The organism is Aurantiacibacter hainanensis, from assembly GCF_036321025.1.
Classification (GTDB): Bacteria; Pseudomonadota; Alphaproteobacteria; order Sphingomonadales; family Sphingomonadaceae; genus Alteraurantiacibacter; species Alteraurantiacibacter hainanensis.
The window spans coordinates 569,493-593,145 of record NZ_JAZAPB010000001.1; the positions used below are offsets into that span (position 1 = coordinate 569,493).

A 23,653-nucleotide genomic window follows, 5' to 3' on the forward strand; every position below is an offset into this window, starting at 1 on the left:
GGCCCCACGGGATGAAATCCCTCGTATCGACGCAGTGGCTTGCCGAAAGGCTGGATGCCGATGACCTCGTCGTCCTCGATGCCTCCGCCCATCTTCCCAATGCCGGACGCGATGCGGAAGCAGAATTTGCCCAGGCGCACATTCCCGGCGCGCGCTTCCTCGATCTCAAGACCCTGGTCGATCCCGACAGCGCGGTGCCCGCCGCATTGCCCACCCGCGTGCAGTTCGAGGAGCGGCTTTCCGCGCTAGGCGTCGAGACGGGCAACCGCGTGGTGCTCTACGACAACAGCGCCATGCGCACCTCGGCGCGGGCCTGGTTCATCTTCCGACTGTTCGGGGTGGACAATTTCGCCGTGCTGGACGGCGGTCTGCAGAAATGGGTCGAAGAAGGGCGCGAGACCGAGGCCGGTCACCCGAAACCGTCCCGCTCGCAGTTCCGCGCGACAGGTGGCACCGGCACCGTGCGCGACAAGGCGGCGATGCTGGCCAATTGCGAAACCGGCATGGAGCAGACGGTGGACGCGCGCGATGCCGGTCGTTTCACCGGAGAAACGCCGGACACCATCCACAACCTGCCCGGAGGCCACATTCCGGGCGCTCGCAACCTGTTCTTCGGCGACCTCTTGCGCGAGCACACGACGTTCCGCTCCCCGTCCGAACTGGCGGAGGCATTCGCGAAGGCCGACATCGATCCCGCCCGGCCCCTGGTGGCCAGTTGCGGCAGCGGGGTAACCGCATCGGTCGTGCTGTTCGCGCACCACCTGCTGGGTCACCAGCACGGCGCGCTCTACGACGGCAGCTGGAGCGAATGGGGTGCCGATCCGCACACGCCCAAGGAAACCGGCGCATGAGCGACAAGCCCCGCAAGCCGTCTACCCGCGCCGTGGAGGCCGGTCGAAAGCCCGAATGGACGAGCGTTGCCGGCCAGCCGGGCAGCGTGGTGAATCCGCCGGTATGGCGTGCCAGCACGCACCTTTACGAAGACACCGGGGACCTGGCCAAGGGACGCCCCAACGAGGACGGTCATTTCTACTACGGGCGTCGCGGCGGCCCCACGCAGTGGGCTCTCGCCGATGCCCTGACCGAGCTGGAGCCGGGAGCGGACGGCACCGAACTGTTCCCCAGCGGCGTCGCCGCCATCGCCTGCACACTTCTGGCATTGCTGCGACCCGGGGACGAGTTGCTGGTGACCGACAACGTCTATGAGCCAACGCGAAACATCGCGCTTGCCATGCTCAAGGAGTTCGACATCACCGCGCGGCCATTCGATCCGCTGGACCCCGATAGCCTGGCGGACATGATCGGCGAAAGCACGAAGGCGGTAATGCTCGAAAGCCCCGGCAGCCTGACGCTGGAGGTGAGCGATATCCCTGCGCTTGCCGCCATCGCGCGGGACAGGGGCGTGCTGTCCGTCCTCGACAACACCTGGGCGACGCCGCTGGGATTTCCCGCCCTTTACCATGGCTGCGACGTTTCGGTGATGAGCCTTACCAAGCACGTCGGGGGCCATTCCGACGTCATGATGGGCAGCGCCGCCGCCGCCAGGCCCGTGCTCGCCCGCATTCGCAGACAGGCGCAGATGATGGGACAGGTGGTTTCGCCCGACGATGCCGCCCTCGCCCTGCGCGGATTGCGGACCATGCCGCTGCGCCTGCAACGCTCCACCGAGACGGCGCTTGAACTTGCCCGGTGGCTATCCAGCCGGCCGGAAGTTTCAGCGGTGCTGTGCCCGATGCTGCCGGGTGCCCCGGGACACGACCTCTGGGTGCGCGATTTTTCCGGCGGGTGCGGGCTGTTCAGCTTCGTTGTGGCCGAAGGTGCCGACAAGAGCGCGCGAGCCAGGCTGATAGACAGCCTGGAACTGTTCGGCATCGGCTTCAGCTGGGGCGGTTTCGAAAGCCTTGCCATCCCCTTCGATCCCGCGCCGGTCCACACGCTTCGCCCGTGGCCACCGGAAATCGATGAAGGCAGCGGGCTTGGCGTAAGGCTTTCCATCGGGTTAGAAGACGCGGAAGACCTGATTGGCGATCTCGCCCAGGGCCTCGATGCGATGGGAGCGACATGAGCGGATCAGCCAGTCTACCGGATTCCGCCACCGCGGCTCAGCCCGCTTCCCAACCCTCTGCAACGCCGGAGGCCGTGACGCTTCGCGATCCCGAAACGGGGGAGCCGCTGATCAATCCCGAAACGGGTGAGCCCCTGATGGGCATCCCCTCGCCCAGCGAGGCGGTGCCGGTGCTGGACCCGGAGACGGGCGAACCGATCATCGATCCCGAAACGGGAGAGCCCCTGCTGGCCATTCCCGATCCGGCCCCCGCCCCCACGCCCACCGCGGAAGCGGATAGCGTCACCGCCATTACCACCGCCGAAGATCTGCGGGATGCGGTGACCGAACGCAGCGAAACGGCTGGCGGAATCGTCAGTACGCTGGATGCCGCCGCGGTGGAGATCGGCTCCATACGGTTCTCGATGTGGGATGCCTTCGTGCTGATGGGGGTCATCCTGCTGGTGATCCTGCTCGCCTGGGGCATCACCCGGCTGATCCGCTTCGCGCTTCGCCGGATCACACAGCTCGACGGTTCGCAGCGTTTGCTGACGGAGAAGATTTCGACGATCGTCGTATGGGCGCTGGCCTTCCTGATCGGGATCGACCTGCTGGGCATCGACCTGACCGCGCTGGCCGTGTTCTCCGGCGCCTTTGGCCTCGCCATCGGTTTCGGCCTGCAGAAGACCTTCGGTAACCTGATCGCGGGGATCATCCTGCTGATGGACAAGTCGATCAAGCCCGGCGACGTGATTTCCGTAGCCGATTCAGCAGGAAACGAAGGTTTTGGCCAGATCCGCAAGATCGGCATCCGCGCGATCTCGGTGGTGACGCGCGACCAGACGGAATACCTCATTCCCAACGAGAACCTGATGATCAACCAGGTGGTGAACTGGTCCTACAGCTCGCGCGACGTGCGGGTGAAGGCACCGGTAGGCGTATCCTACAACAGCGATCTCGATCTGGTGACGGAGCTGCTCTACAAGGCGGTGGAGGAGACCCCGCGCATCCTCAAGACGCCCAAGGCGCGCGTCAACATCATGGCCTTTGGCGACAGTTCGGTGGATTTCGAGGTGCGGTTCTGGATCACCGACCCCGAAGGCGGTCTCGCGAACATCCGGTCCGACGTCTACGGCCGCATCTGGCAGCTTTTCCGCGAAAACGACATCGAGATCCCCTATCCGCAGCGCGATCTGAACTTGCGCACGAACGCACAATTCGATCAGCTGGTCGCGGCAATCAGCCAGCGGCTGGAAAACAATTCCACCAAAAGCTGATCCAGTCCGACCGGACTGTTTCAATCCCTTAACACACCGTGCTAGTTCCCCGGCCCAAGGCAAGGGAACATGACGCACTATCTAGGCATCATCACCGCCTACGGGGCCGTGGCCATTCTCGCATGGTTGCTGGCACTGCTGTATCCGCGCCTGATACCGGCGGCGGGGGAATACGCGGTCGATGCGCGCTGGCGAAAGGCCGGGCTGTTCCTCCTCGCCCTGGCGGTCGCAATAGGTCTCTCCCGACTGCGGGCGCAGGGCTGGCTGCTGGCGGACGGCAACGTCTGGCTATCGGCTGTGAACCAGCTTCTGGTGATTGTGCCGTTCCTCGTGTTCATCCTCTACATGCGGAGCAGGGCGGCGGCCCTGATACCCGACAGGCATATCCTGCGCTCGCTGGCGGTCGGTGCGATGTTGGCAATTCCGGCCCTGCTCGCCTTCTACTCGTCAGTCGATGGATGGCAGACGATCCCGGCCCTGCTGGATGCGCTGACGTTGGGCGACACGGCCGCCATCGCCCTGCGCAGCCTGCTGCGGTGCCTCGTGGTGGGCGCATTCCTGGCGCTGGTGGCAGGTGGCTGGTCGGGCCGGACCGCGCTGGCCCTTGCGGCCATTGCGATTGCAGCCACGCAGATTCCTTCCCTGCTCGACGGCGGATTTTCCGCCGAATGGCTGGTCGTCCTGATTGCCCATGTCGCGCTTGTCGTCGGCCTGCTGTCCGCCATCCTCGTCACGCGCAACATCGTGTGGTTCTGGCCGGTCCTGGTCGCGCTTAACCTGCTCCAGTTCCACACCTTCTGAAGCCGGCGAACAGGTCGGATAAAGCTGACCTAGGGTGCCGCCAAAGCTTTCTCACTGGCACGCACCGGACCGCGCGAGCATCTAGTGCGGCATGGAAATGGGCACGATCTATCTCGTGGGCGCGGGTCCCGGCGATCCCGACCTTCTGACACTGCGCGCGGCGCGGCTGATAGAGGGCGCTGATCTCATCGTTCACGATGGCCTGGTCGCCCCCGCAATCCTCGCCATGGCAGGCAACGAAGCGCGGCTGGTTTCGGTCGCCAAGAGCCGTTCGAAGCACACGCTGCCGCAGGACGAGATCAACGCCCTGCTGGTGCGCGAGGCGCGCGCCGGGCGTGACGTCGTGCGCCTGAAAGGCGGCGACCCCTTCATTTTCGGACGCGGCGGCGAGGAGCTGGAAGCTGCCCGCTCCGCCGGCGTTCCGGTAGAAGTCGTTCCCGGCATCACCGCCGCCAATGGCGCGGCCGCCGCCAGCGGCATCGCCCTGACTCACCGCGAGGATGCCAGCATCGTCAGCTTCGTTGCCGGCCAGTGCAAGGGCCTCTCCGATCAGGACTGGGCCGGCCTTGCCGGAAAGGGACGGACGCTGGTGATCTACATGGGCGTGAAGACCGCGCCCCAGATCGCCGAGAAGCTGATGGCGGACGGGCTTGCCCCCGACATGCCCATCGCCATCATCGAGAACGCCTGCCGCGCCGACATGCGCGTGCTGCGCGGGCCGCTTGCAGGGCTTCCGGGCCTGGTTCGGTCCCACGCCGTACAGAGCCCGGCCCTCATCGTCATCGGACACGTCACCGCGCGCGAGGATGCAAGGCTCGCGCAGATTATCAAGGAACAGGCGAAGTGAAGATCCTTACCGGCAACGATCTCAAGTCCGGCGCCGTCGTCTGGTGGGACGGCCAGGGCTGGACGATCCACATCACAGAGGCCGTGGACGCCGGAGACGAGGCGGAGTCCATCATTGCCTCCGAAAGCGCGGCGCGCCGCGTGAATGCCGCCTATGCCATCGATGCCGAGCAGACCGAGGACGGTCCGCGCCCGGCGCATATCAAGGACCGGGTGCGCGCGCTCGGCCCGACCGTTCGCCCCGATCTGGCCGTCCCCGCGGCCAATCACGTGGGCTGGGACTGGGTAATCTGACATGTATCGCTACGACCAATACGACCAGGCCATGGTGGACGCCCGCGTGGAGGAATTCCGCGACCAGGCCCGCCGCCGCCTCGAAGGCAAGCTGACCGAGGACCAGTTCAAGCCGCTTCGGCTGCAGAACGGCCTTTACCTCCAGCTTCACGCCTACATGTTGCGCGTCGCCATCCCCTACGGAACGCTTTCCAGCATGCAGATGCATGCCCTGGCCGACATCGCCGAGAAGTACGACCGGGGTTACGGCCACTTCACGACGCGGCAGAACATCCAGTACAACTGGATCAAGCTGGAAGACGCCGCCGATATCCTGGCCGATCTCGCCAAGGTGGAAATGCACGCCATCCAGACCAGCGGCAACTGCATCCGCAACATCAGTTCGGACCAGTATGCCGGTGCCGCCGCCGACGAGGTCGTGGACCCGCGCCCCTACGCGGAGCTGCTGCGCCAGTGGTCGAGCTTCCACCCGGAATTCGCCTACCTGCCGCGCAAGTTCAAGATTGCCGTCATCGCCTCGGAGAAGGACCGCGCGGCCATGCGGCTGCACGATATCGGCATCAACATCGTCAAGAACGACAAGGGCACGCTGGGCGCGGCTTTCTACGTCGGCGGAGGCATGGGCCGCACCCCGATGATCGCCCCCCTGATCCGCGAATTCGTGCCGCTCGACCAGATGGTGACCTATGCCGAGGCTTGCCTGCGCGTCTACAATCGCCACGGCCGCCGCGACAACAAGTACAAGGCGCGCATCAAGATCCTGGTCCACGAAATGGGCGCAGAAGAATACGCTCGTCAGGTGGAAGAGGAATTCGCTCACCTGCTGGAACAGGGAGTGGAACCGCCCTCTGCCGAGCTTGATCGCATCCGCAGCTTCTTCCAGCAGCCCGAATTCGGAGTTGGCCTGACCGAGAAGGCCGACCGGTCCGACCCCGATTTCGCCTTGTGGATCGATCGCAACTGCTCACCCCACAAGGTGCCGGGCTACGTCTCGGCTGCCATCAGCCTCAAGCCTGTCGGCGGCATCCCCGGCGATGCCACGACCGAACAGATGCACCTGATGGCGGACCTCGCCAGGGAATACAGTTTCGACGAATGCCGCGTCACCCATGCGCAGAACATCATCCTGCCGCATGTCGAGATCGGTCGCCTCTACGAACTCTGGCAGAAGCTGGACGAAGCAGGTCTAGGCACCGCCAACCTAGACAACATCGGCGATATCATCGCCTGCCCCGGGCTCGACTATTGCAGCCTGGCCAATGCCCGATCGATCCCGGTCTCGCAGAAGATTTCGGAGCGCTTTGCCGAAAACGGCAAGGGCGAACTGCTCGGCGAACTGAAGCTGAAGATCTCCGGCTGCATCAATGCCTGCGGCCACCACCATGCCGGCCACATCGGCATCCTCGGCGTGGATCGGAAGGGTGTCGAGAACTACCAGCTGCTGCTGGGTGGCAGCGAAGCGGAAGACGTTTCCCTCGGCAAGATCACTGGTCCGGGCTTCGACGAAGCCGGGATTGTCGACGCCGTGGAAACCGTGGCCGACCTCTATCTCGAGAAGAGGGAGGACGGCGAACGCTTCCTCGACACCTATCGCCGGCTTGGCATGGATCCGTTCAAGGAGGCGCTTTATGGCTGATCACAAGACCGTGGACCTCGGCACCGGTCGCGACGAGGTGCAGCTGCGCTTCCGCGAGGACGAACAGGCCGGCATCGCCGCCGTTACCGTCGATTCCTTTCTCGACCAGTCCGATGCCGAAGCCGTCCGCATCGAACCGGGCGACGATGCCCGCGACCTGCTGCCGCACCTTTCGCGCCTGCGCCTTGTCGAGGTGAACTTTCCCAGCTTCCACGACGGGCGCGGCTATTCCGCCGCCCGCCTGCTGCGCGAGCACGGCTATACCGGCGAACTGCGCGCCGTGGGTGACGTTCTCGTCGACCAGCTCCGCTACATGCGGCGCTGCGGCTTCGATGCCTTCGCGCCAGAGCGGCCGCTCGACGAGAAGGACGCCGCAGCCGCGCTGGAGCGCTTCGATCACGTTTATCAGCCCGCGGCAGACAGCCAGACGCCGATCTGGAGCTTGCGGCATGGGTGAACCCGCCCGCAAGATCGACAGGATCGATACGGCACCTGCTTTCACGCAGGTCGATGCCGATGCGCTGAACGCCCGTTTCGAGGGTGTGCCGGCGCCCGAGATGCTGCGCACGCTGCTGACCGAGGACACTCTCGGCCGCGTCGGGGTGGTGTCCAGCTTCGGCACCGAGGCCATCGTCCTGCTGCACCTGGTTGCCGAGGCGAACCGGGACGTGCCCATCATCTTCGTCGATACGCTGAAGATGTTCGGGGAAACGCTCTCCTACCGCGAGCAGGTGATAGACCTGCTGGGTTTCACCAACGCCAGCGTCGTCCAGCCCGACGCCGCGGTCCTGGCAGCGAAGGACGAGACAGGAATGCGCTGGTCCTACGATCCCGACGGATGCTGCGAAATCCGCAAGGTGGAACCGATGAACCGCGCGAAGGCCGGTCTCGACAGCTGGATTTCGGGCCGCAAGGCGTTCCAGTCCCACACCCGCCAGAACCTGCCCCGGTTCGAGGTCGAGGATGGACGCATGAAGGTCAATCCGCTGGGTGACTGGACTAAGGACGACCTCGACGCCTACTTCGAGGAGCACAATCTGCCGCGGCACCCGCTGGAAGCCCTGGGCTATCCGTCGGTCGGCTGCTCTCCATGCACCAGCACCGTCCTCCCGGGCGAAGATCCGCGCGCCGGACGCTGGCGCGGGTGGGACAAGACCGAATGCGGTATCCATTCGGTCAACGTGCCGAAGGGCGAGGACGGCGATCTTCCTCCGGGTTACGAACCCTTCCTGTAGAAGTCGCGATCAGGCCCGCACGAGCAGGCCGTAGGCCACGAGCGAGCCGATGACGTCGTCAAGCTCCTCGTTGTCCGTCACGTCGAAGTCGGACTTCGACAGCGATCCTGCGGCGATGCGGTCCTGCAATTGCCCTGCCAGCGCGTCCGACAGCGGGAGGCTGGCTCCCGCGAGCACGATCTGACGGCCCTCGCCTCCCTCCTCCCGCGAGTCCTCGAAGGCGTAGAGGACATTGTCGCGCACCGTGAAGCGATCGTCGGCCCCGATCGGTCGGCAAAGCGCGTTCAGCCCGCCACGCACCCGGCCACCCTGCGAGCGCACGAAATTGCCCGAGAAGGCCGCCAGCGTCGCATCGAAACTGGCACTGTCGGCAATGGCCCTGGCCAGGCGTTCGAATGACGCCTTGTGCGCTTCCCGGTTGCCGCCGTCGAAGAAGAGGTCGCGAGGCAGCGACCGCCGCATTTCCGGGATGCGCAGGGATGCCTCCGCCACGGCTTCCAGCATAAAGTCGGCCCAGGTCTGCACCAGTATGCCAACGGTTATGTGCAGGCTCGGCCCGTCCCCGTGGGTCAGCGCCCGGTGCGCCGTGCCGCGCGGCACGTAGAGGCACTGACCGGTTTCCAGCACGAACTGGGCCTTCAGTTCCCCGGGATCGTCGCGATCCTTCCGGAAACGCTCGCCGCGAAAGGGCAGGGTCTCGCGATCCCCGTAGATTTCCCAGTCCTTCGCCCCGGCCACCTGCAGCACGAACACGTCGTGATCGTCGTAATGGACGCCGAAGCCGTGTTCGCCGGGCGGTGTCATGTAGATGTTGGTCTGCGTTCGCGCTCCGAACGCGCGTTCCAGCGAAAGGCAGAATTCGTAGAGCTTGCCGTCGGCAAAATGCAGCTGCGGCAGGATGATCGTCGCCCCGTCGCGAAACCCGTCGAGCACCGCACCGCGATCCACCACCCCGTTGGCGAAAGTGTACTCGGCCGGACTGATCGACTGGCCGGACTTGGCCATGGCGATCGAGGTCGGGGGCAGTTCGCTGTCGGCGATGATCTCGTCGATGCGGTCGATACTCAGCAGGTCGCCGATCGCGGCGTGCCTGTGCGTGCCGCGAAAGTACGATTTCTCGTAATATGTGTCGAAGAACTCCGCGGGCGAAAGCGGGGCGATTAGCATGGCCAGCGCATCGCTGGCGGAACGGGTGCTGGCCTGGCTTGTCATGGGTCCTGCTCGAACAAAGGGGCCGGATCCGCTGCCCCCGATGATACGCAACTGCGGCTGGCGACCCGCGCCTAGCCCGTTCCGCGACCCCTGCCGTAGCCGCCCCTGTCTGAATCGTCGGAGTCGGTCAGGCCGCTGCGACCCTGGCCCACGCCGTCACTCGGGTCGCTGTCGGTATAGCCGGTGCCGGTGCCGCGCCCCCTGCCCGCAGCGTCCCTGTTGGAACCCGTGTCGGCATCGGTCACGTTTCCTCCGCGACCGTTGCCGATGGAATCGTGGGGATCGGAATCGGTCACGCCGTTGTTCTCGCTGCCGGCACGGCCATAGCCGGCGCGATCGGCATTGGTGCCGGTATCGCTGTCCGTCATGCCGGTGCGGCCATGGCCCGCGCGATCGTCGGGATCGCTGTCGGTGTAACCGGTGCTGCCTTGGCCAACCTTGTCGGTAGGATCGCTGTCCGTCCGGCCGGTCTGCTGGGCCGCTGCCGGCGCCCCGATCATCGTCGCCGCCATGCCGCCACTGACCAGAGCCACAAAGGACCGCCGCGAAACGGGCTTCACTCGCCTTGCCATCGATTTTCCCCCACTGACCTCCCATCCCGCGGGAGGCTACCTGAGACCCTCGCCGATCAAATGACCTATCAGAGATTGCCGCGCAAGTCCGCCCGCTAAGATTTGAAGGCGCCTAAAGCCAATCGTGATCGCGATACCACATGGCGGTGTCCGCAAGCCCGCGTTCGGTATCGATTTTCGGGCTCCAGATACTGGCGGGCACACGGCGCTCCAGAGCGCTCGTCCAGTCCGGATGCGCCATGTAGCTTGCCCGGTCGGGCGTCAGCTTGGCGCCGTCTCCCCTGAACAACCGGTCCAGGCGCGCGCCGAGCATCAGGACTTTCCGGGGAACATGCGGCGCCCAGACCGACTTGCCCACCGCCGCTCCGATGGCCCTTGCCAGCTCCTTGTGGGACCATCCGTTCGCGCGCCCGTCGTCAGGCTCGAAAATCCGTGATCTGGTTTCGGACCCGGGGCGGCGAAGCGCCAGCAGCAGGCGGGCAAGGTCATCGACATGGATGATCGAAGCGCGACCGGCGGGCGGCATGGGTACGAACCGCCACCGCGCCGCCTGGAACAGTTCCAGTATCTCGGTGTCGCGCGGGCCATAGACGGCGGGCGGGCGCACGATCGTCCAGTCCAGCCCGCTGGTCTGAACGACTTCTTCCGCCATCCGCTTCGAATATCCGTAGTCGGACAGGTTAGGCTCGGTCGCCGCCAGCGACGAGACGTGAATGAACCGGTCGACCCCGACCGAACGAGCGGCGGCGATGACGGCTTTCGTGCCTTCGACGTTCCCGGCTTCGAAGCCGGCCTTGTCGGGCGCGTTTACGACCCCTGCGACATGAATCATCGCTTCGGCGCCGCGCGCCAGCTCTTCTAGGGCTTCGGGTGTCGCCAGATCACCGCGCACCCAGGTTACGCCCTGCCGCTCCGGCTGTTCGCGCCGGGTCAGCGCCCGTGTTGCCAATCCCTGTTTTGCCGCCTCGTCGAGAACGGCCCGGCCGACAAAGCCGGTGCCGCCGGTGACGGCAATGGTCACAACAGCACCAGGTGATCCCTGTGGATCACCGCCGAGCGCGGCGTGTGGCCGAGGATTTCCTCGTGCTCCTCGCTCGAGTGACCCTGGATGGAGGCGACATCGGACCAGTCGTATTCCACCACGCCCTTGGCGATCATGCGGCGGCTTTCGTCGTAGACGGGAAGGATGTCTCCCCGCTCGAACTCGCCCTCCACTTTCAGGATACCCGCCGCGAGCACGCTCTTGCCGTTCTGCAAGGCCTCGACGCAGCCATCGTCCACCGTCAGCGCGCCGTTGAAGCGCATGCGCCCGCCGATCCATGCCCGGCGGCCGCTGTCCTCGCGCTTGGGCAGGAACAGCGTTCCGGTCTGCCCGGCAAGGGCCCGGCCCATCGGCATTTCGTAGCGCCCGTCGATGATGGCGAGCGCGATTCCGGCGCGCTCGGCAATTTCGGCAGCCAGCAGCTTTGCCGTCATACCGCCCGAGCCGAGACCCGAGCCCGAGCCGCCATCGGCCATGGCATGTATCTCGTCGGTAACGCCGCGCACTTCCTCCAGCCGTTCGGCGCCCGGATCGTCAGGGTGGCGATTGTAGAGGCCGTCGACATCCGTCAGCAGCATGACGCCGTCGGCATCGCAGGCCTGCGCCACGCGGGCGGCCAGGCGATCGTTGTCGCCGAAACGGATCTCGCCGGTGGAGATGGTGTCGTTCTCGTTCACGACCGGCACCACGCCCGACTTCAGCAGGCGCCGCAGGGTCGCGGAAATGTTCAGGTAGCGACGACGGTGTTCGAAATCGTCCAGCGTCAGCAGCAACTGGGCGGCGACGAGGCGACGTTCCGTCAACAGGCTGGACCATGTGGACGCGAGCGAAATCTGGCCCACCGATGCAGAGGCCTGTGCCTCGGCCAGGGTGCGCCGGCCGCCGTGGGTGAAATTCAGCTGCTTGGCGCCGATGGCAATCGCGCCGGAGCTTACGACCACGACCTCCTGGCCACGCTCCTTGGCGGTCACGATCTCGTTGACGATCGTGCGCAGCCATTCCACGCGAACCTGGCCGGCTCCGTCAACCAGCAGAGCGCTGCCGATCTTGATGACCAGGCGGCGGCATTTCTCGGGATCGCGAAAGTCGTCTAGTGTCTCAATAGGCATGGCCCGCCAGATAGTGAATGGCCCCGCGCTTTGCCAGTCTAGATTGGTTGCGCCCCTCAAAGGGGGGACCAGGGCTTCTCCTCCGGCGCCGCCTCATCGTCCGAAGCGAGGGTTCCGGGCTGCTCCGTCGCGGTGCGTTCGGGCAGGTAGCGAAGAACCGCATCCAGCAGCTTGTTCAATCCCTTGCCGCTCGCTCCCGAGATCGGAAAGACCTCGTCCGCCCCTGCTTCGATCAGCTCGTCCGCGAAGCCTGCCGCCAGTTCCTCGTCGGCAAGGTCGATCTTGTTGAGCGCCACGATCCGCGGCTTGTCCTCCAGCCCCGCGCCATAGGCCTCGAGTTCCTGCTCCACGATTCGCATGGCGGTCGAGGGGTCCTCGTGACTGATGTCGATCAGGTGGATCAACACCCGGCAGCGTTCTATGTGGCCAAGGAAGCGGTCGCCGATCCCGGCGCCTTCCGCAGCGCCTTCGATCAGGCCGGGGATGTCGGCCACCACGAATTCGCGCCCCTTGTGCCGCACGACGCCCAGCTTGGGGATCAGCGTGGTGAAGGCATAGTCGCCCACTTTCGCCTGCGCGTTGGAGACGGCATTGATAAAGGTGCTCTTGCCCGCGTTGGGCAAGCCGACCAGGCCGACGTCGGCAAGCAGTTTAAGCCGCAGCCAGACCCACATCTCCTCGCCAGGTTCGCCCGGCTGATGCTGGCGCGGAGCGCGGTTGGTGGAGCTTTTGTAGCTGGCATTGCCGCGCCCGCCCATGCCGCCATGCAGCAGGGTTATGCGCTGGCCGACCTCGGTGAAATCGGCGAGGATCTCTTCCTTTTCCTCGTCCAGCACCTGCGTGCCGACGGGAACCTCGATCACCAGGTCGTCCGCGCCAGCGCCCGTCCGGTCACGGCCCATTCCGTGCCCGCCGCGCTTCGCCTTGAAATGCTGGGCGTAGCGAAAGTCGATCAGCGTATTGAGGCCCTGCACGGCTTCCAGCACGACATCGCCGCCCTTCCCGCCGTTGCCGCCGTCGGGACCGCCGAATTCGATATACTTCTCGCGCCTGAAGCTGACGGCCCCTGGACCGCCCGCACCGGATTTCAGAAAGATTTTGGCCTGATCGAGGAAATGCATCCCGCGCCCTTATGCGCTTTTGTCCGGTCGCGCCAGTTTCTCCCCGGCTAAACCGTGGCGGACCGACAACGCCTTTCAAAGGAACTGGTGGAGCCGAGCGGGATCGAACCGCTGACCTCGTCATTGCGAACGACGCGCTCTCCCAACTGAGCTACGGCCCCGTTCCAGTGTCTTCTTCCCCGTCAGATCAGCCAGGCCGATCCGGGAAGGAGCGGCATCTAGCGGCACTTTGCCGGGCATGGAAGGGGGAAAATTCTCCCCCTTCCTCCCTATTCCTGGGCGTCGTTGGGCAAGGGCTGGACGACCGGCCTGCTGGCCGTGCTGTCATCCACGGTGATTACCGGGATCAGCGCACCCGTTTCGGTATCGGGCACGGCCACCGAATCTTCCTGCAGATAGCCCTGTACGGCCACGCCGGCAGCGCGCTGCTGGTCCGGCGTGCCATAGAGCGCCACCCAGCCGGGCTGGGACGCGCCATAGCGCTGGCCATAACGCATATCCCAGTCGCTCGAGGCTTCCTGGTAGCTTTCATAGGCGGTGTAGAACTGCTCGAACGCCATTTCGTAGCGTTGCAGCCCGCTGATCGCGAAGGTGGTGAAATCCATCTCCGGCCCGGCCAGATAGTCGTTCGCAACCGCGAGCGCTGTCGAGCAGAAGTGAGACCGCGCGGGCGGGGATGCGAAATAGTTGTACAGGCTGGTCGAATGCGTTTCCCGCAGCAGCAGGGCCGTGCGGTTCACGTTGCTGCGCCGGGTGGATTCCCCGGCATTGGCCAGCTGATCACTTGCCAGGTCGCGGAAAGTCTCCTCGACCGCGGCATTCGCCTCGTCCAGCCGGGAATCCTCTGCCTGCAGCATCTGGCCGTAGGCATCGAGGATGGGAGTATGTACATCGCGAAGGCAGTTGAGCGCGGCCACGTTCCAGCCTGAACGGAAGTGCCACACCGCCTCGTCCGTGGCGAGGCCGGTGTTGATCGTCTGCCGCATTCCCGTCGCGTCCTTCTCCGGGATCTCCATGCGGTAGGCTGCCTGCGGAGGGGGCACCGGACGGTACGGGATCGCTTCCACCACCGGCGGCGGGGGAGGCGGCGGCGGGGGCGGCGGAGGAGGTGGCGGCGGAGCGGTGGCGCAGGCCGCCAGCAAGGCAAGGCCGGTAGCGGCAGCAATGGTCCGTATCGTGAGGGGAGGCTTTGTCATGGTTGTTAGTTCAATTCCTCTCGTGCCCCAGTTGTTCCACTGCGGGCATGATGTCTTTCCTGTCGCCCTAGGCGGTTGCGAAGACAAAGAAAATGCCCGGAGCACAGATTTTGCACCCCGGGCATCGCGTGTTCGATTCATCCTGTCCCGACAGGGCGGTGGGCTGTCCCTGCTATTCGCGGGACGCGCCCATGAACTGCAGCAGGAACAGGAACATGTTGATGAAATCGAGGTACAGCGTCAGCGCGCCCAGGATCACCATCTTGCCCAGCGGGTAGGCCGCAGCCGCCGAGGGGTTCGACATCTTGACCTGCTGGATCGCCAGGTACTCGCGCTTCAGGCGCTGCGTATCGTAGGCGGTGAGGCCAGCGAAGATCAGCACGCCGATGAAGCTGATGGCATACATCAGCGCCGGGCTCTGCACGAACCAGTTGATGACCATAGCCACCAGCAGGCCGACAACGCCCATGATCAGGAAGCTGCCCCAGCCACTGAGATCCTTCTGCGTCGTGTAACCGAAAAGGCTTAGACCCGCGAAGGCAGCCGAGGTTGCGAAGAAGGTCACCGCGATGGATTCACCGGTGTAACGCAGGAAAAGCGTCGAGAGCGACAGGCCCATCAGGACCGCGAAACCCCAGAACATCGCTTGCAGCGTGCCCGTGGAGAACTTGTTGCGGCCGAAGCTCATCGCGAAGACGATGGCGAGCGGCGAAAGCGCCACCAGCCACATCAGCGGACCCTGCGCGAACTGCACCGCCAGGCCCGAGCGCGCGGTAAGCAGCGCCACGATGCCCGTGAGCAGGACGCCCGAGGCCATGTAGTTGTAAATCGAGAGCATGTGCTTGCGCAGGCCCGCATCGAAAGTCGTGCGGCCGGCGACATCACCCGCCTGGCTCGGCGACACGCCGAAACCCTGCCGGGTCGTACGGTGGTCGTTCCAATCTGCCATGTGTTCCAAAACTCCTTTGGCCCGGTCTCACATTGCGGACCGGATTGAGGGCAATATCGGACTTTCGGTGCCGATTTTCAAGGAAAACCGGGCGCGGTGACCGTTGTCTAGGGTTAACCGGAAAGAAAGGTCAGCCGCGGGCTTCGCGCGACATCTCCACGCTGCGATCGCGTGCGGCGCGAAGGCATTTGGTCATCAGCTGGGTCATCGCCTCGCCGTCGTCGAGAACGTCCAGTCCCTTGCGCGTCACGCCGCCCGGGCTGGCCACCATGTCGGCCAGCTTGCCGGGGTCGTGCTCGGACTGCGCAGCCAGCGCCGATGCCCCTTCGGTCATGGCAATCGCCAGCTCTGTCGCCTGCTTGTCCTCGAGGCCAAGCCGCACGGCAGCCACCTTCAGCGCATCGATGAAGCGATAGACGAAGCCCGGCCCGCTACCCGCCAGGGCAGTGACGAGGTCGAACTTGTCTTCGCTCACCCAGCTCGGCGTTCCCAGGTGGGCCATGAATGCGTAGAGTTCTTCGCGTCCCTGATCGTCCAGCCCCTTCTCGGCAAGCGCGACGGGAGCCTTGCCCAGCGAGACCGCCAGGTTGGGCATCACGCGCACGTTGGCCTTGGCGGCGGGAAAGTTCTTTGCCAGCGTCTCGAGCTCGACCCCTGCAAGGATCGAGAGGATCGTGGTGTTCGGGCCCACCAGGTCCTGAAGCTGCGGGGCCACGTCGCCCAGCATCTGCGGTTTCACGCCGAGCTGGATGGCATCGAACGTGCCCTCCTTCGGCAGTTCGCGCAAAACCGGAATGCCGCCGGGCAGGCTCTCGCGCTGGGGGTCCATCACGGTGAAGGTTTCCGCGGGAACGCCGCCCTTCAACCATCCTTCGAGCATGGCTCCGGCCATGTTGCCGCAGCCGACCATCAGTATCGAATCGTAAGTCATGGCGGAATGACTTGGCACGCTGGGCCGCGAAATCAAGCTTCGCCGGCTGCATCCACCAGTGCGGCGTCCAGCGCTTCGGCCGGATTCTTGTCCCCCCAGAGCACGAACTGGAACGCCGGATAGAACCGGTCACACTCGGAAATGGCCGATTCGATGGCGAACTGCGCCATGTCCAAACCGAGCAGGCCGTCATCGCCCAGCATCAATGCGTGGCGATAGAGGATCACCCCGCCCTGCGACCAGATTTCGAAATGACCCAGCCAGAGCTGCTCGTTGATCCGGGCGAGAAGTTCGTGCGCGCCGCGCTTCTTCGCCTCGGGCACGCGAATTTCCGGCAGGCAGAGGATCTGCAGCACCTTATCCTCTTGCCGCCAGATCCCGCGGACCTGGTAAGTCGTCCAGGCACCGGGAGCCTCGCAGCGGACCTCGTCGTCCCCGATCTGCTCTGTTGCCCAGCCATGCGCCTCGAACAGTGCGGCCAGCATGTCGACCGGAGCCGCATCCTGGGTTTCCTCGATCGTGTCGCGTTCCGGGTTCATCTTTTGCGAGCCTGCCAATACGTCATGGAATGCTTAATGCAGCGGCAACCATGGCGGGCGCAATCGCGCGCGCCTAGTTCGCCGGGCAAAACCCGGATCGCCTGTTGGCAAGGTGTGAACAAGGCTTGGGAAAACCTGGGCAGAACTGCGGGACAAGATCAGTCAAGCTGCTGAACTTCCTCGCCTTCCTGGCTGTGGAAGCGGAAACTGTCGACGCCCTCGCCCGCCAGCGCGCTGACCATCTCCTGCGCTGCCGAGGCACTGTCGAACGGTCCCGTCAGAAGGCGATTGGTCTGGCCCCAACGGGCCCTGTATGCCTCGGCGTCGTCAAGCAGGCCGCCAGCATTGCGAACGATGCGCCGCCAATCGAAACGGAAGGCAGAGGTATCCTGTCCGGTCGCCACCTGCACCCAGTGGCGGGAAGGATGCGCGGGCTCCACGGGTACTGCCGGGGCCGGCCGCTCTCGCGGGGGATCTATCGACCGGATATCCACCCCGCCGGCCATCGCGGGCGTTTCCGCCCGTTCCAGGTCGAAGTCCGCGAAGGCATCGGCAAGGTCGATCACGGAAGGCTCCGGCTCGGGAGCCGCCTGCGCGATAGAGGCTGCGGCTTCCGGCTCTTCGCTAACCGATGTTTCCGAAAGGGAGAACGAGGGCTGCGCGACCTGCTGATCGGGGAACGTGGGTTGCTGACCCAGGCTCGAATCCGGCGGCTGGGGCGGCTCGTCGGCAAGGCTCACCACGACAGGGGCTTCATTTACGGGGGGAAGTTCGCCTGAGCTTGCGTCACCAAACGCGGACTCCTGCGGCGCGGGCTGCCGGGCAGCGACGCTTGCCACGACGGGCGCTTCCTCCACCGGCGGAAGTTCGCCCGTGGTCGAGGTTTCGGCTTCGGCTGCAACTGGGCCCAGCGGCTCCCCCTGCGGCTGCAGGCGCTCTGCCGCGCTTGCCCGGCGGGCCGGCTGCTGCTGCCTGGGGGTGTCGGTTTCCGTGAAGGACGCGATTTCGGTGCTGTCCTGCCCCACCTCGTTCGCCGCGGGGAAACGGCCGAGATTGGCCGCCGCCGCCTGCTGTGCGCGCGTCAGCCGCGGCATGTACCGCAGGTAGGGCGCCAGCCGCGTGGAAACGCGCGGCGGCAGCATTGTTTCGGCAATCGCGATGGCCTCCTCGTCGCGTCCGCGGATTGCCAGGGCAAACGCGCGCGTGCGGTAGGCGGCCCGATCCTGCCGCTGGAGAAGCGGAAGAAGCGTCGTCTCGGATGCCTCGGCATTCCCGGCAATGGCATAGCTGAGGGCGAGGCGGCGCAGTATCTCGGGGTTCTCTTCCTGCGACAGCGCCAGCCGATAGAGCCGCTGTGCCCGATCGTTCCTGCCGACGAGATCATAGGCCAGGCCGCGTTCGGCAGCATAGGGCGCCATTGCAGCGCCGGCCGCCTCGGCATTCTGGAACAGTTGCAGCGCGGTCACGGCATCGCCGCGCCTTACGGCAACCAGGGCGAGGCCCACCAGCACCCGGCCGTCTTCTGGAGCAACCGCCTGCGCGCGGGAGAAGAACCCGAGCGCCGCCGCGACATCGTCCAGCGCCAGCGAGGCACGACCCGCGGCCACCAGCGCAGGCACGCTTTCGGGATTGCGCGAAAGGCGCCGCAGGGCGTCGTTCAAGTTCTCGGCTGCAGGATCGGGAAGCGCCTGCACGACCTCCTGCGCCTGCGAAGACGCAGGCGAAAGCAGGAGGCCCGGCATTGCAGACATGCAGGCAGCCAGGGCGAATATTCTCGAAGGCACGCGTATCATTCGCCGCCCACTATACATTCCTCGCTGAACGGGGCGAGAACGCTTCGCCCGATTTTACGCCCGGCCTATTGGTTGTTCTGCCGCCCCAGGAAACGCGGGATGCGCATCGCACCGCCGCCATCGCCGTCGTCATCGTCGTCCCGGTCATCCTCGTCGTCTTCGCTGGAATCGGGGGCCTGCCTCGACAGATTGGCCATCCGCTCGAACAAGGTGCTGCCAGCCGCGGGTGCCGCGCCGCCCTTCGCGGGAGCGGACTTCCCGGCGCTGCCGCCTTCGTCGTCGCCCTCTCCGTCGGGACCTCCGCCCAGAAGACGCGCGCGCCTGCCGCCCTGGGGGGCAACCTGCTCGTCGGCTTCCGCCAGACGGCTTGCATCGAGGAGCAATTCGTCCTGCTCGCTCTCGTCATCGCCATCTTCGGCAGTCTCGGCATCCGCGTCCGCTTCCTGGGTCAGGTCGAATGCGTCGCCTGCGTCGGCGCTCTCATCGTCGGATTCATCGTCGGCCTCGGAAAAGCCTTCCTCGTTGCCCGCGCCGAAGCCACTGTCGTCGGCAGGCGTGGCGAGACCTTCCTCGGCATCGCCTCCCGACGCATGGACTGCGCGCTCATCGTCCTCGCTCGCGTCGGCGTCGGCCTCGTCGGAAATGCTGAGATCCAGCGTATCGTCCTCGTCCGAGGCCGAAAGTTCTTCGGCTTCGCGCGAACCGGCATTGCTGCCGCCCGGAATGGCGAGCCCTGGCCGGCGCGGACCGCGCGCGGACGAAAGATCGAGCGGTCGCGCGCTTTCCTGCGACCTCTGCCCGGTCTGTTCGATCCCGGTGGCCACGACGCTGACGCGGATCTTGCCGTCCAGATCGGGATTGAAGGCGCTGCCCCAGATAATGTTCGCCTCGGGATCGACCAGTTCGCGAATGTGGTTCGCGGCCTCGTCCACCTCCAGCAGCTTCATGTCCTCGCCGCCGATGATCGAGATGATCACGCCCTTGGCGCCCTGCATGGACACGCCGTCAAGCAGCGGGTTTGCGATCGCGTGTTCGGCCGCTTCCAGCGCGCGGTTGTCGCCTTCGCCTTCGCCCGTGCCCATCATTGCCTTGCCCATTTCGCCCATGACCGAGCGGACGTCGGCGAAATCGAGGTTGATGAGGCCCGGCATCACCATCAGGTCGGTGATGGAGCGCACGCCCTGCTGCAGGACCTCGTCGGCCAGCTGAAACGCTTCCTTGAAGGTGGTTTCCGCCTTCGCCACCAGGAACAGGTTCTGGTTGGGAATGACGATAAGGGTATCGACGTGCTTCTGCAGCTCCTCGATCCCGCTTTCGGCGGCGCGCATGCGGCGCGTGCCTTCGAACAGGAACGGCTTGGTCACGACGCCCACGGTCAGGATGCCCTTGTCGCGCGCAATCTGCGCGATGACGGGTGCGGCACCCGTGCCGGTGCCGCCGCCCATGCCGGCAGCGATGAAGACCATGTTCACGCCTTCAAGCGCGCGCTCGATCTCCTCGACGGTTTCCTCGGCCGCTGCACGCCCCACTTCGGGTCGCGAACCGGCGCCAAGGCCCTGGGTGATTTCCGGGCCTAGCTGGATGCGATGTTCCGCCGCAGAACTGTTCAGCGCCTGCGCGTCGGTGTTGGAAACAATGAAGTCCACACCCTCGATCTCGGCGTCGATCATGTTGGCGATGGCATTGCCACCCGCGCCGCCGACGCCGATCACGGTAATCCGCGGACGCAGCTCGTCCACCGAAGGCGGGCCAATATTGATGCTCATCTTATCGTCTCCTCGGCAGGCCTAGGAAATCTGCCATTCGTATTCTTGCCATAAAGCATTGTGGTAAAGGATGCTGGCTCTCGCACTATCCACAGGTAGAAAACCAGTCAGAAATATTCGCGCATCGCGCTCCACGCACGCATCAGCGTGGCGAGCGGTCCGTAACTGGCCGTATGCGTGAAACGCGATCCGATTGCACGAATATCTATCGGATCTTCCGAGGCATACAGCACCAATCCCACGAGAGTGGCGAAGCCGGGCGCGCTGTGCGCTTCGGGCAAGCCCTTTAGCGCCACCGGCTTGCCGATCCGCACCGGCACGCCGAGCACGCTCTGGGCATAGTCGGCAAGACCGGACAATTCCGCGCCGCCACCCGTAATCACGACCTGGCGCGCGCTCGATCCCGGTGCGCCGCCTGTAAATCCCATCGAGTCCAGCGCCTTGGCGACATCGCTCATCAGCATGTCCAGCTCGCCGGTGATGACGCCGATCAGGTCCGCGCGCGGAACCTGCCCCGACGCGTCCCCGCCCCGGGCAACGGGCCGTGCCCCCTCTTCCGCGGGCGAGGCGATGGGTATCATCTCGCGGTGGTCGGTCGGGCTGGCGATGGCCGAGCCCGAAACGCACTTCAGCCTTTCCGCCTGGAACCGGCGGATCGAAAAGGCAGAGGCGATGGCATCGGTGATATCGGCAGACCCCCGGGCGATTGCCGTGAGCCCTACCAGCATCCCGCCAGCATAGACCGAGACGTTGGTGACTTCGCCGCCCAGTTCCACCATGGCCACGCCCAGGTCGCGCTCCTCCGCGGTGAGGCAGGCAAAGCCCGTCGCCAGCGGCGATGCAACCAGCCCCTCCACCTCGAGGTGCGCGTTCTGCACGCTCTCGGTGACGTTGCGGACCGGCGCACCGTCCGCCAGCATGACGTGAATGTCCACGCCCAGCCTGTCCGCGTGCAGGCCCTTGGGGTTGGAAACGCCGTGCGCCCCGTCCAGGAAATAGCAGGCGGGCTGCGCATGCAGCACCGTGCGACCGTCGGGATTGAGGCTTTCGCGCGCGGCTATCAGCAGCGCCTCGATATCCTCTTCCTCCACCCGGCGACCGCCAATTCCGATTTCCACCGGGCGGATCTCGCTTGCCAGTCCCGCACCCGAACAGCCGATCCAGACCGAATCGACACTGGTTCCGGCCAGCTTCTCGGCCCTTTCGAGGGCGTCCCTTACGGCATGAGTGGCGGCGGCCATGTCCACGACATAGCCGCGCTTGATGCCCTGGCTGGCGCGGTGACCGCTGCCGAGCACCTGCATCTCGCCGTCCTCGGTCAGTCCGGCGATCATGGCCGAGACGCTGAACGAGCCGACGTTCACCGCTCCGAAAACGCGGGCAATACGCTGGTTGCCGACCATCAGGTTTCCTCCTCGGCTTCACGCGCCTGCATCGAAAGCTCCTGTCGCTCGGAACGGCCCGGTACGTGCATGTACATGCGCGGCGGGTTGCGCATGTCGAAACTTGCAACCTCGCCGCCGATCAGGCGATGAACACCATCGGCCTGCGCGAAACTGATGAGCGCGGCGGCAGATCTATCCACCCCCTGCGGTAGCGCGAGCCGCTGGCCGGTGTCGAAGGTGAGGTTCCAACGACGGTTGCCCACCCATTCGGCGCCCACGACCTTGCCTTTCAGGGCCGGCGCGGCGTCAAGCAGGGTATCCAGGGCTTCGACCTGCGCCTGTGCAGCGGGCCCTTCGATCAGCAGGTAGCCGGCCGCATCCGCACTGGAAATCGGCTCCAGTTCCACGCCGGTGGGGTCGATCAGCATCAGGCGATCCGCGCGGCGCAGGACGGCGTGCGGTTCGCGCTCGACGATATTCACGACCATGAGATCGGGCAGCTGTCGCGAAACGCGGGCATCCTGCACCCAGGGCAGTTGCAGCAGGTCTTCCCGAAGGCCTGCGGTATCGACGCGCGTCATCGCGAGGTCGCGCTGGCCGAAGGCGCGTTCGTGCACCAGCATCGAATTCATCCGCTCCGTGCCGCGAACCTCGACGCGGCTCAGCTTGAAACCCGCGTTGCTGGCGACATGGGCGAACCGGTCGGAAGCAAGCGCCGTCGCCCCGGAAACCTGCGCCACCCAGCCGAGCCCCACCAGCGCGCCACCCAGGATCAGCACCGTGAAGGCCTTCTGCAGCTGCTCCTCGGTGAAGGGCAGCATGCCGAGCATCCGGCCCAGGATCGATTGACCCCTGTTGCGGGCCGAGCGGACCTTGCGGCTGGTGCCTTGCGCCTTGGCCTGCCGGCGCACACCCTTCGTGTTGCGGGAATTCGTCCTAGCCATGGCCAGTCTTTCCCGCGCGCTGGAGCGCGTCCTCCACGATCATCTCGCAGAGGTCGGCATATTCGATGCCGCAGCCTTTCGCCTGTTCGGGCACCAGGCTGAGAGGCGTCATCCCCGGCTGGGTGTTGGTTTCCAGCAGGAACAGGCCGTCCTCCCCGCGCTCGTCGTCCCAGCGAAAATCCGAACGCGACACACCTTCGCAGCCAAGACGGCGGTGCGCCTGCATGGCATATTCCAGGCACAGGCGCTCGATCTCCGGCGGAAGGTCCGCAGGGAAAATGTGCCGGGTCCTGCCCTCGGTGTACTTGTTCTCGTAATCGTAGAAACCGCTGTCGACGATCAGTTCGGTCACACCCAGGGCGCGAGGCCCCTTCGCGGTGTCGATCACGGCGGTGGTGAGCTCACGGCCGCGGATGAACGGTTCGGCCAGCAGCGTGGCGAACTTCTGCCACGGCCCCTCGGCATCGCGAGAAATGGGATTGCCGCAATTGCTCTCGTCGGTGACGATGGCGACGCCCACGCTGCTGCCTTCGTTTACCGGTTTCAGGACATAGGGCCGCGCAATCGGATCGCCTTCGTAGAGTTCCTCTGCCGCCACCACGCGCCCGCCGGGCATGGGGATGCCGTGCGGCACGAGGGCGTGCTTGGTAAGCTCCTTGTCGATGGCGATGACCGAGGTGGCGAGCCCTGCGTGGGTGTAGGGGATGCCCATCAGGTCTAGCATGCCCTGCACCGTGCCGTCCTCGCCCGGCGCGCCATGCAGCGCGTTGAACACGACGTCGGGCGCGGCTTCGCGGATCCTTGCCGCCACGTCGCGGTCCATGTCGAGCCGGGTCACGCGGTGGCCCTTGCTCTCCAGCGCGTCGGCCACGCCCTTGCCTGACATCAGCGAGACTTCGCGCTCGTTCGCCCAGCCGCCCATCAGGACGAGGATGTGAAGATCGGTTGGAAGAGTCATCGC

23 protein-coding genes and 1 tRNA gene are annotated in these 23,653 nt (G+C 65.4%); 9 read left to right on the plus strand and 15 right to left on the minus strand.

The window, feature by feature from the left end; translation table 11 throughout:
- Positions 1-11: 11 nt before the first annotated feature.
- The 9 genes from AAA989_RS02845 (at position 12) to AAA989_RS02885 (ending at position 8,133) form a co-directional block, all read left to right on the plus strand.
- Complete coding sequence (locus tag AAA989_RS02845; protein WP_338241027.1) at positions 12-851, plus strand: sulfurtransferase; 840 nt, start codon at positions 12-14, stop codon at positions 849-851.
- Entirely contained in the window at positions 848-2,065 is a 1,218-nt protein-coding gene (metC, locus tag AAA989_RS02850) for a cystathionine beta-lyase (RefSeq protein WP_338241028.1), read from the plus strand. The genes AAA989_RS02845 and metC overlap by 4 nt, the downstream gene beginning before the upstream one ends.
- The gene (locus AAA989_RS02855) at positions 2,062-3,321 is read left to right on the plus strand and encodes a mechanosensitive ion channel family protein (RefSeq protein WP_338241029.1); all 1,260 of its coding nucleotides are present in this window, start codon (positions 2,062-2,064) and stop codon (positions 3,319-3,321) included. Before metC ends, AAA989_RS02855 begins: the two co-directional genes overlap by 4 nt.
- 69 nt (positions 3,322-3,390) lie before the next feature.
- Entirely contained in the window at positions 3,391-4,122 is a 732-nt protein-coding gene (locus AAA989_RS02860) for a hypothetical protein (RefSeq protein WP_338241030.1), read from the plus strand.
- Positions 4,123-4,213: 91 nt separating this feature from the next.
- Positions 4,214-4,969, plus strand: a complete 756-nt coding sequence (cobA, locus tag AAA989_RS02865; RefSeq protein ID WP_338241031.1) for a uroporphyrinogen-III C-methyltransferase — start codon at positions 4,214-4,216, stop codon at positions 4,967-4,969.
- Positions 4,966-5,262, plus strand: coding sequence for a DUF2849 domain-containing protein (locus AAA989_RS02870; protein ID WP_338241033.1), 297 nt, complete (start codon positions 4,966-4,968; stop codon positions 5,260-5,262). Before cobA ends, AAA989_RS02870 begins: the two co-directional genes overlap by 4 nt.
- Position 5,263: 1 nt before the next feature.
- Positions 5,264-6,898 (plus strand): nitrite/sulfite reductase, encoded by a 1,635-nt coding sequence (locus tag AAA989_RS02875; protein WP_338241034.1) that lies wholly within the window; start codon positions 5,264-5,266, stop codon positions 6,896-6,898.
- Positions 6,891-7,355 carry a DUF934 domain-containing protein gene (locus tag AAA989_RS02880; protein ID WP_338241035.1) on the plus strand — a complete coding sequence of 155 codons (465 nt, stop codon included), beginning with the start codon at positions 6,891-6,893 and terminating at the stop codon, positions 7,353-7,355. The genes AAA989_RS02875 and AAA989_RS02880 overlap by 8 nt, the downstream gene beginning before the upstream one ends.
- The gene (locus tag AAA989_RS02885) at positions 7,348-8,133 is read left to right on the plus strand and encodes a phosphoadenylyl-sulfate reductase (RefSeq protein WP_338241036.1); all 786 of its coding nucleotides are present in this window, start codon (positions 7,348-7,350) and stop codon (positions 8,131-8,133) included. Before AAA989_RS02880 ends, AAA989_RS02885 begins: the two co-directional genes overlap by 8 nt.
- 9 nt (positions 8,134-8,142) lie before the next feature.
- Here AAA989_RS02885 and AAA989_RS02890 read toward each other — a convergent pair whose 3' ends face one another.
- From AAA989_RS02890 to AAA989_RS02960, 15 genes are all read right to left on the minus strand, one after another.
- Complete coding sequence (locus tag AAA989_RS02890; protein ID WP_338241038.1) at positions 8,143-9,345, minus strand: cupin domain-containing protein; 1,203 nt, start codon at positions 9,343-9,345, stop codon at positions 8,143-8,145.
- A 71-nt stretch (positions 9,346-9,416) separates the two neighbouring features.
- On the minus strand, positions 9,417-9,878 hold the full coding sequence (locus AAA989_RS02895) for a hypothetical protein (RefSeq protein WP_338241039.1): 462 nt from the start codon (positions 9,876-9,878) through the stop codon (positions 9,417-9,419).
- A gap of 151 nt (positions 9,879-10,029) precedes the next feature.
- Positions 10,030-10,938: an NAD-dependent epimerase/dehydratase family protein gene (locus tag AAA989_RS02900; RefSeq protein WP_338241040.1), complete on the minus strand. Its 909-nt coding sequence runs from the start codon at positions 10,936-10,938 to the stop codon at positions 10,030-10,032.
- The gene (gene proB, locus AAA989_RS02905) at positions 10,935-12,068 is read right to left on the minus strand and encodes a glutamate 5-kinase (protein ID WP_338241041.1); all 1,134 of its coding nucleotides are present in this window, start codon (positions 12,066-12,068) and stop codon (positions 10,935-10,937) included. Before proB ends, AAA989_RS02900 begins: the two co-directional genes overlap by 4 nt.
- A gap of 56 nt (positions 12,069-12,124) precedes the next feature.
- Positions 12,125-13,189 (minus strand): GTPase ObgE, encoded by a 1,065-nt coding sequence (obgE, locus tag AAA989_RS02910; RefSeq protein ID WP_338241042.1) that lies wholly within the window; start codon positions 13,187-13,189, stop codon positions 12,125-12,127.
- An 85-nt stretch (positions 13,190-13,274) separates the two neighbouring features.
- A tRNA-Ala gene (locus tag AAA989_RS02915) sits at positions 13,275-13,350 on the minus strand.
- A gap of 108 nt (positions 13,351-13,458) precedes the next feature.
- Complete coding sequence (locus AAA989_RS02920) at positions 13,459-14,385, minus strand: hypothetical protein (RefSeq protein WP_338241043.1); 927 nt, start codon at positions 14,383-14,385, stop codon at positions 13,459-13,461.
- Positions 14,386-14,557: 172 nt separating this feature from the next.
- Positions 14,558-15,334 (minus strand): Bax inhibitor-1/YccA family protein, encoded by a 777-nt coding sequence (locus AAA989_RS02925; RefSeq protein WP_338241044.1) that lies wholly within the window; start codon positions 15,332-15,334, stop codon positions 14,558-14,560.
- A gap of 130 nt (positions 15,335-15,464) precedes the next feature.
- Positions 15,465-16,265, minus strand: a complete 801-nt coding sequence (locus AAA989_RS02930) for a pyrroline-5-carboxylate reductase family protein (protein ID WP_338241045.1) — start codon at positions 16,263-16,265, stop codon at positions 15,465-15,467.
- A 32-nt stretch (positions 16,266-16,297) separates the two neighbouring features.
- Positions 16,298-16,804, minus strand: coding sequence for a type III secretion system chaperone family protein (locus AAA989_RS02935; RefSeq protein WP_338241046.1), 507 nt, complete (start codon positions 16,802-16,804; stop codon positions 16,298-16,300).
- 158 nt (positions 16,805-16,962) lie between these two features.
- Positions 16,963-18,546 (minus strand): tetratricopeptide repeat protein, encoded by a 1,584-nt coding sequence (locus AAA989_RS02940; protein ID WP_338241047.1) that lies wholly within the window; start codon positions 18,544-18,546, stop codon positions 16,963-16,965.
- Positions 18,547-18,662: 116 nt separating this feature from the next.
- Positions 18,663-20,363, minus strand: coding sequence for a cell division protein FtsZ (ftsZ, locus tag AAA989_RS02945; protein WP_338241049.1), 1,701 nt, complete (start codon positions 20,361-20,363; stop codon positions 18,663-18,665).
- A gap of 107 nt (positions 20,364-20,470) precedes the next feature.
- Positions 20,471-21,766, minus strand: coding sequence for a cell division protein FtsA (gene ftsA / locus AAA989_RS02950; protein WP_338241051.1), 1,296 nt, complete (start codon positions 21,764-21,766; stop codon positions 20,471-20,473).
- Positions 21,766-22,692 (minus strand): cell division protein FtsQ/DivIB, encoded by a 927-nt coding sequence (locus tag AAA989_RS02955; protein WP_338241052.1) that lies wholly within the window; start codon positions 22,690-22,692, stop codon positions 21,766-21,768. The genes ftsA and AAA989_RS02955 overlap by 1 nt, the downstream gene beginning before the upstream one ends.
- Positions 22,685-23,650: a D-alanine--D-alanine ligase gene (locus AAA989_RS02960; RefSeq protein WP_338241053.1), complete on the minus strand. Its 966-nt coding sequence runs from the start codon at positions 23,648-23,650 to the stop codon at positions 22,685-22,687. The genes AAA989_RS02955 and AAA989_RS02960 overlap by 8 nt, the downstream gene beginning before the upstream one ends.
- Between the last annotated feature and the right edge of the window lie 3 nt (positions 23,651-23,653).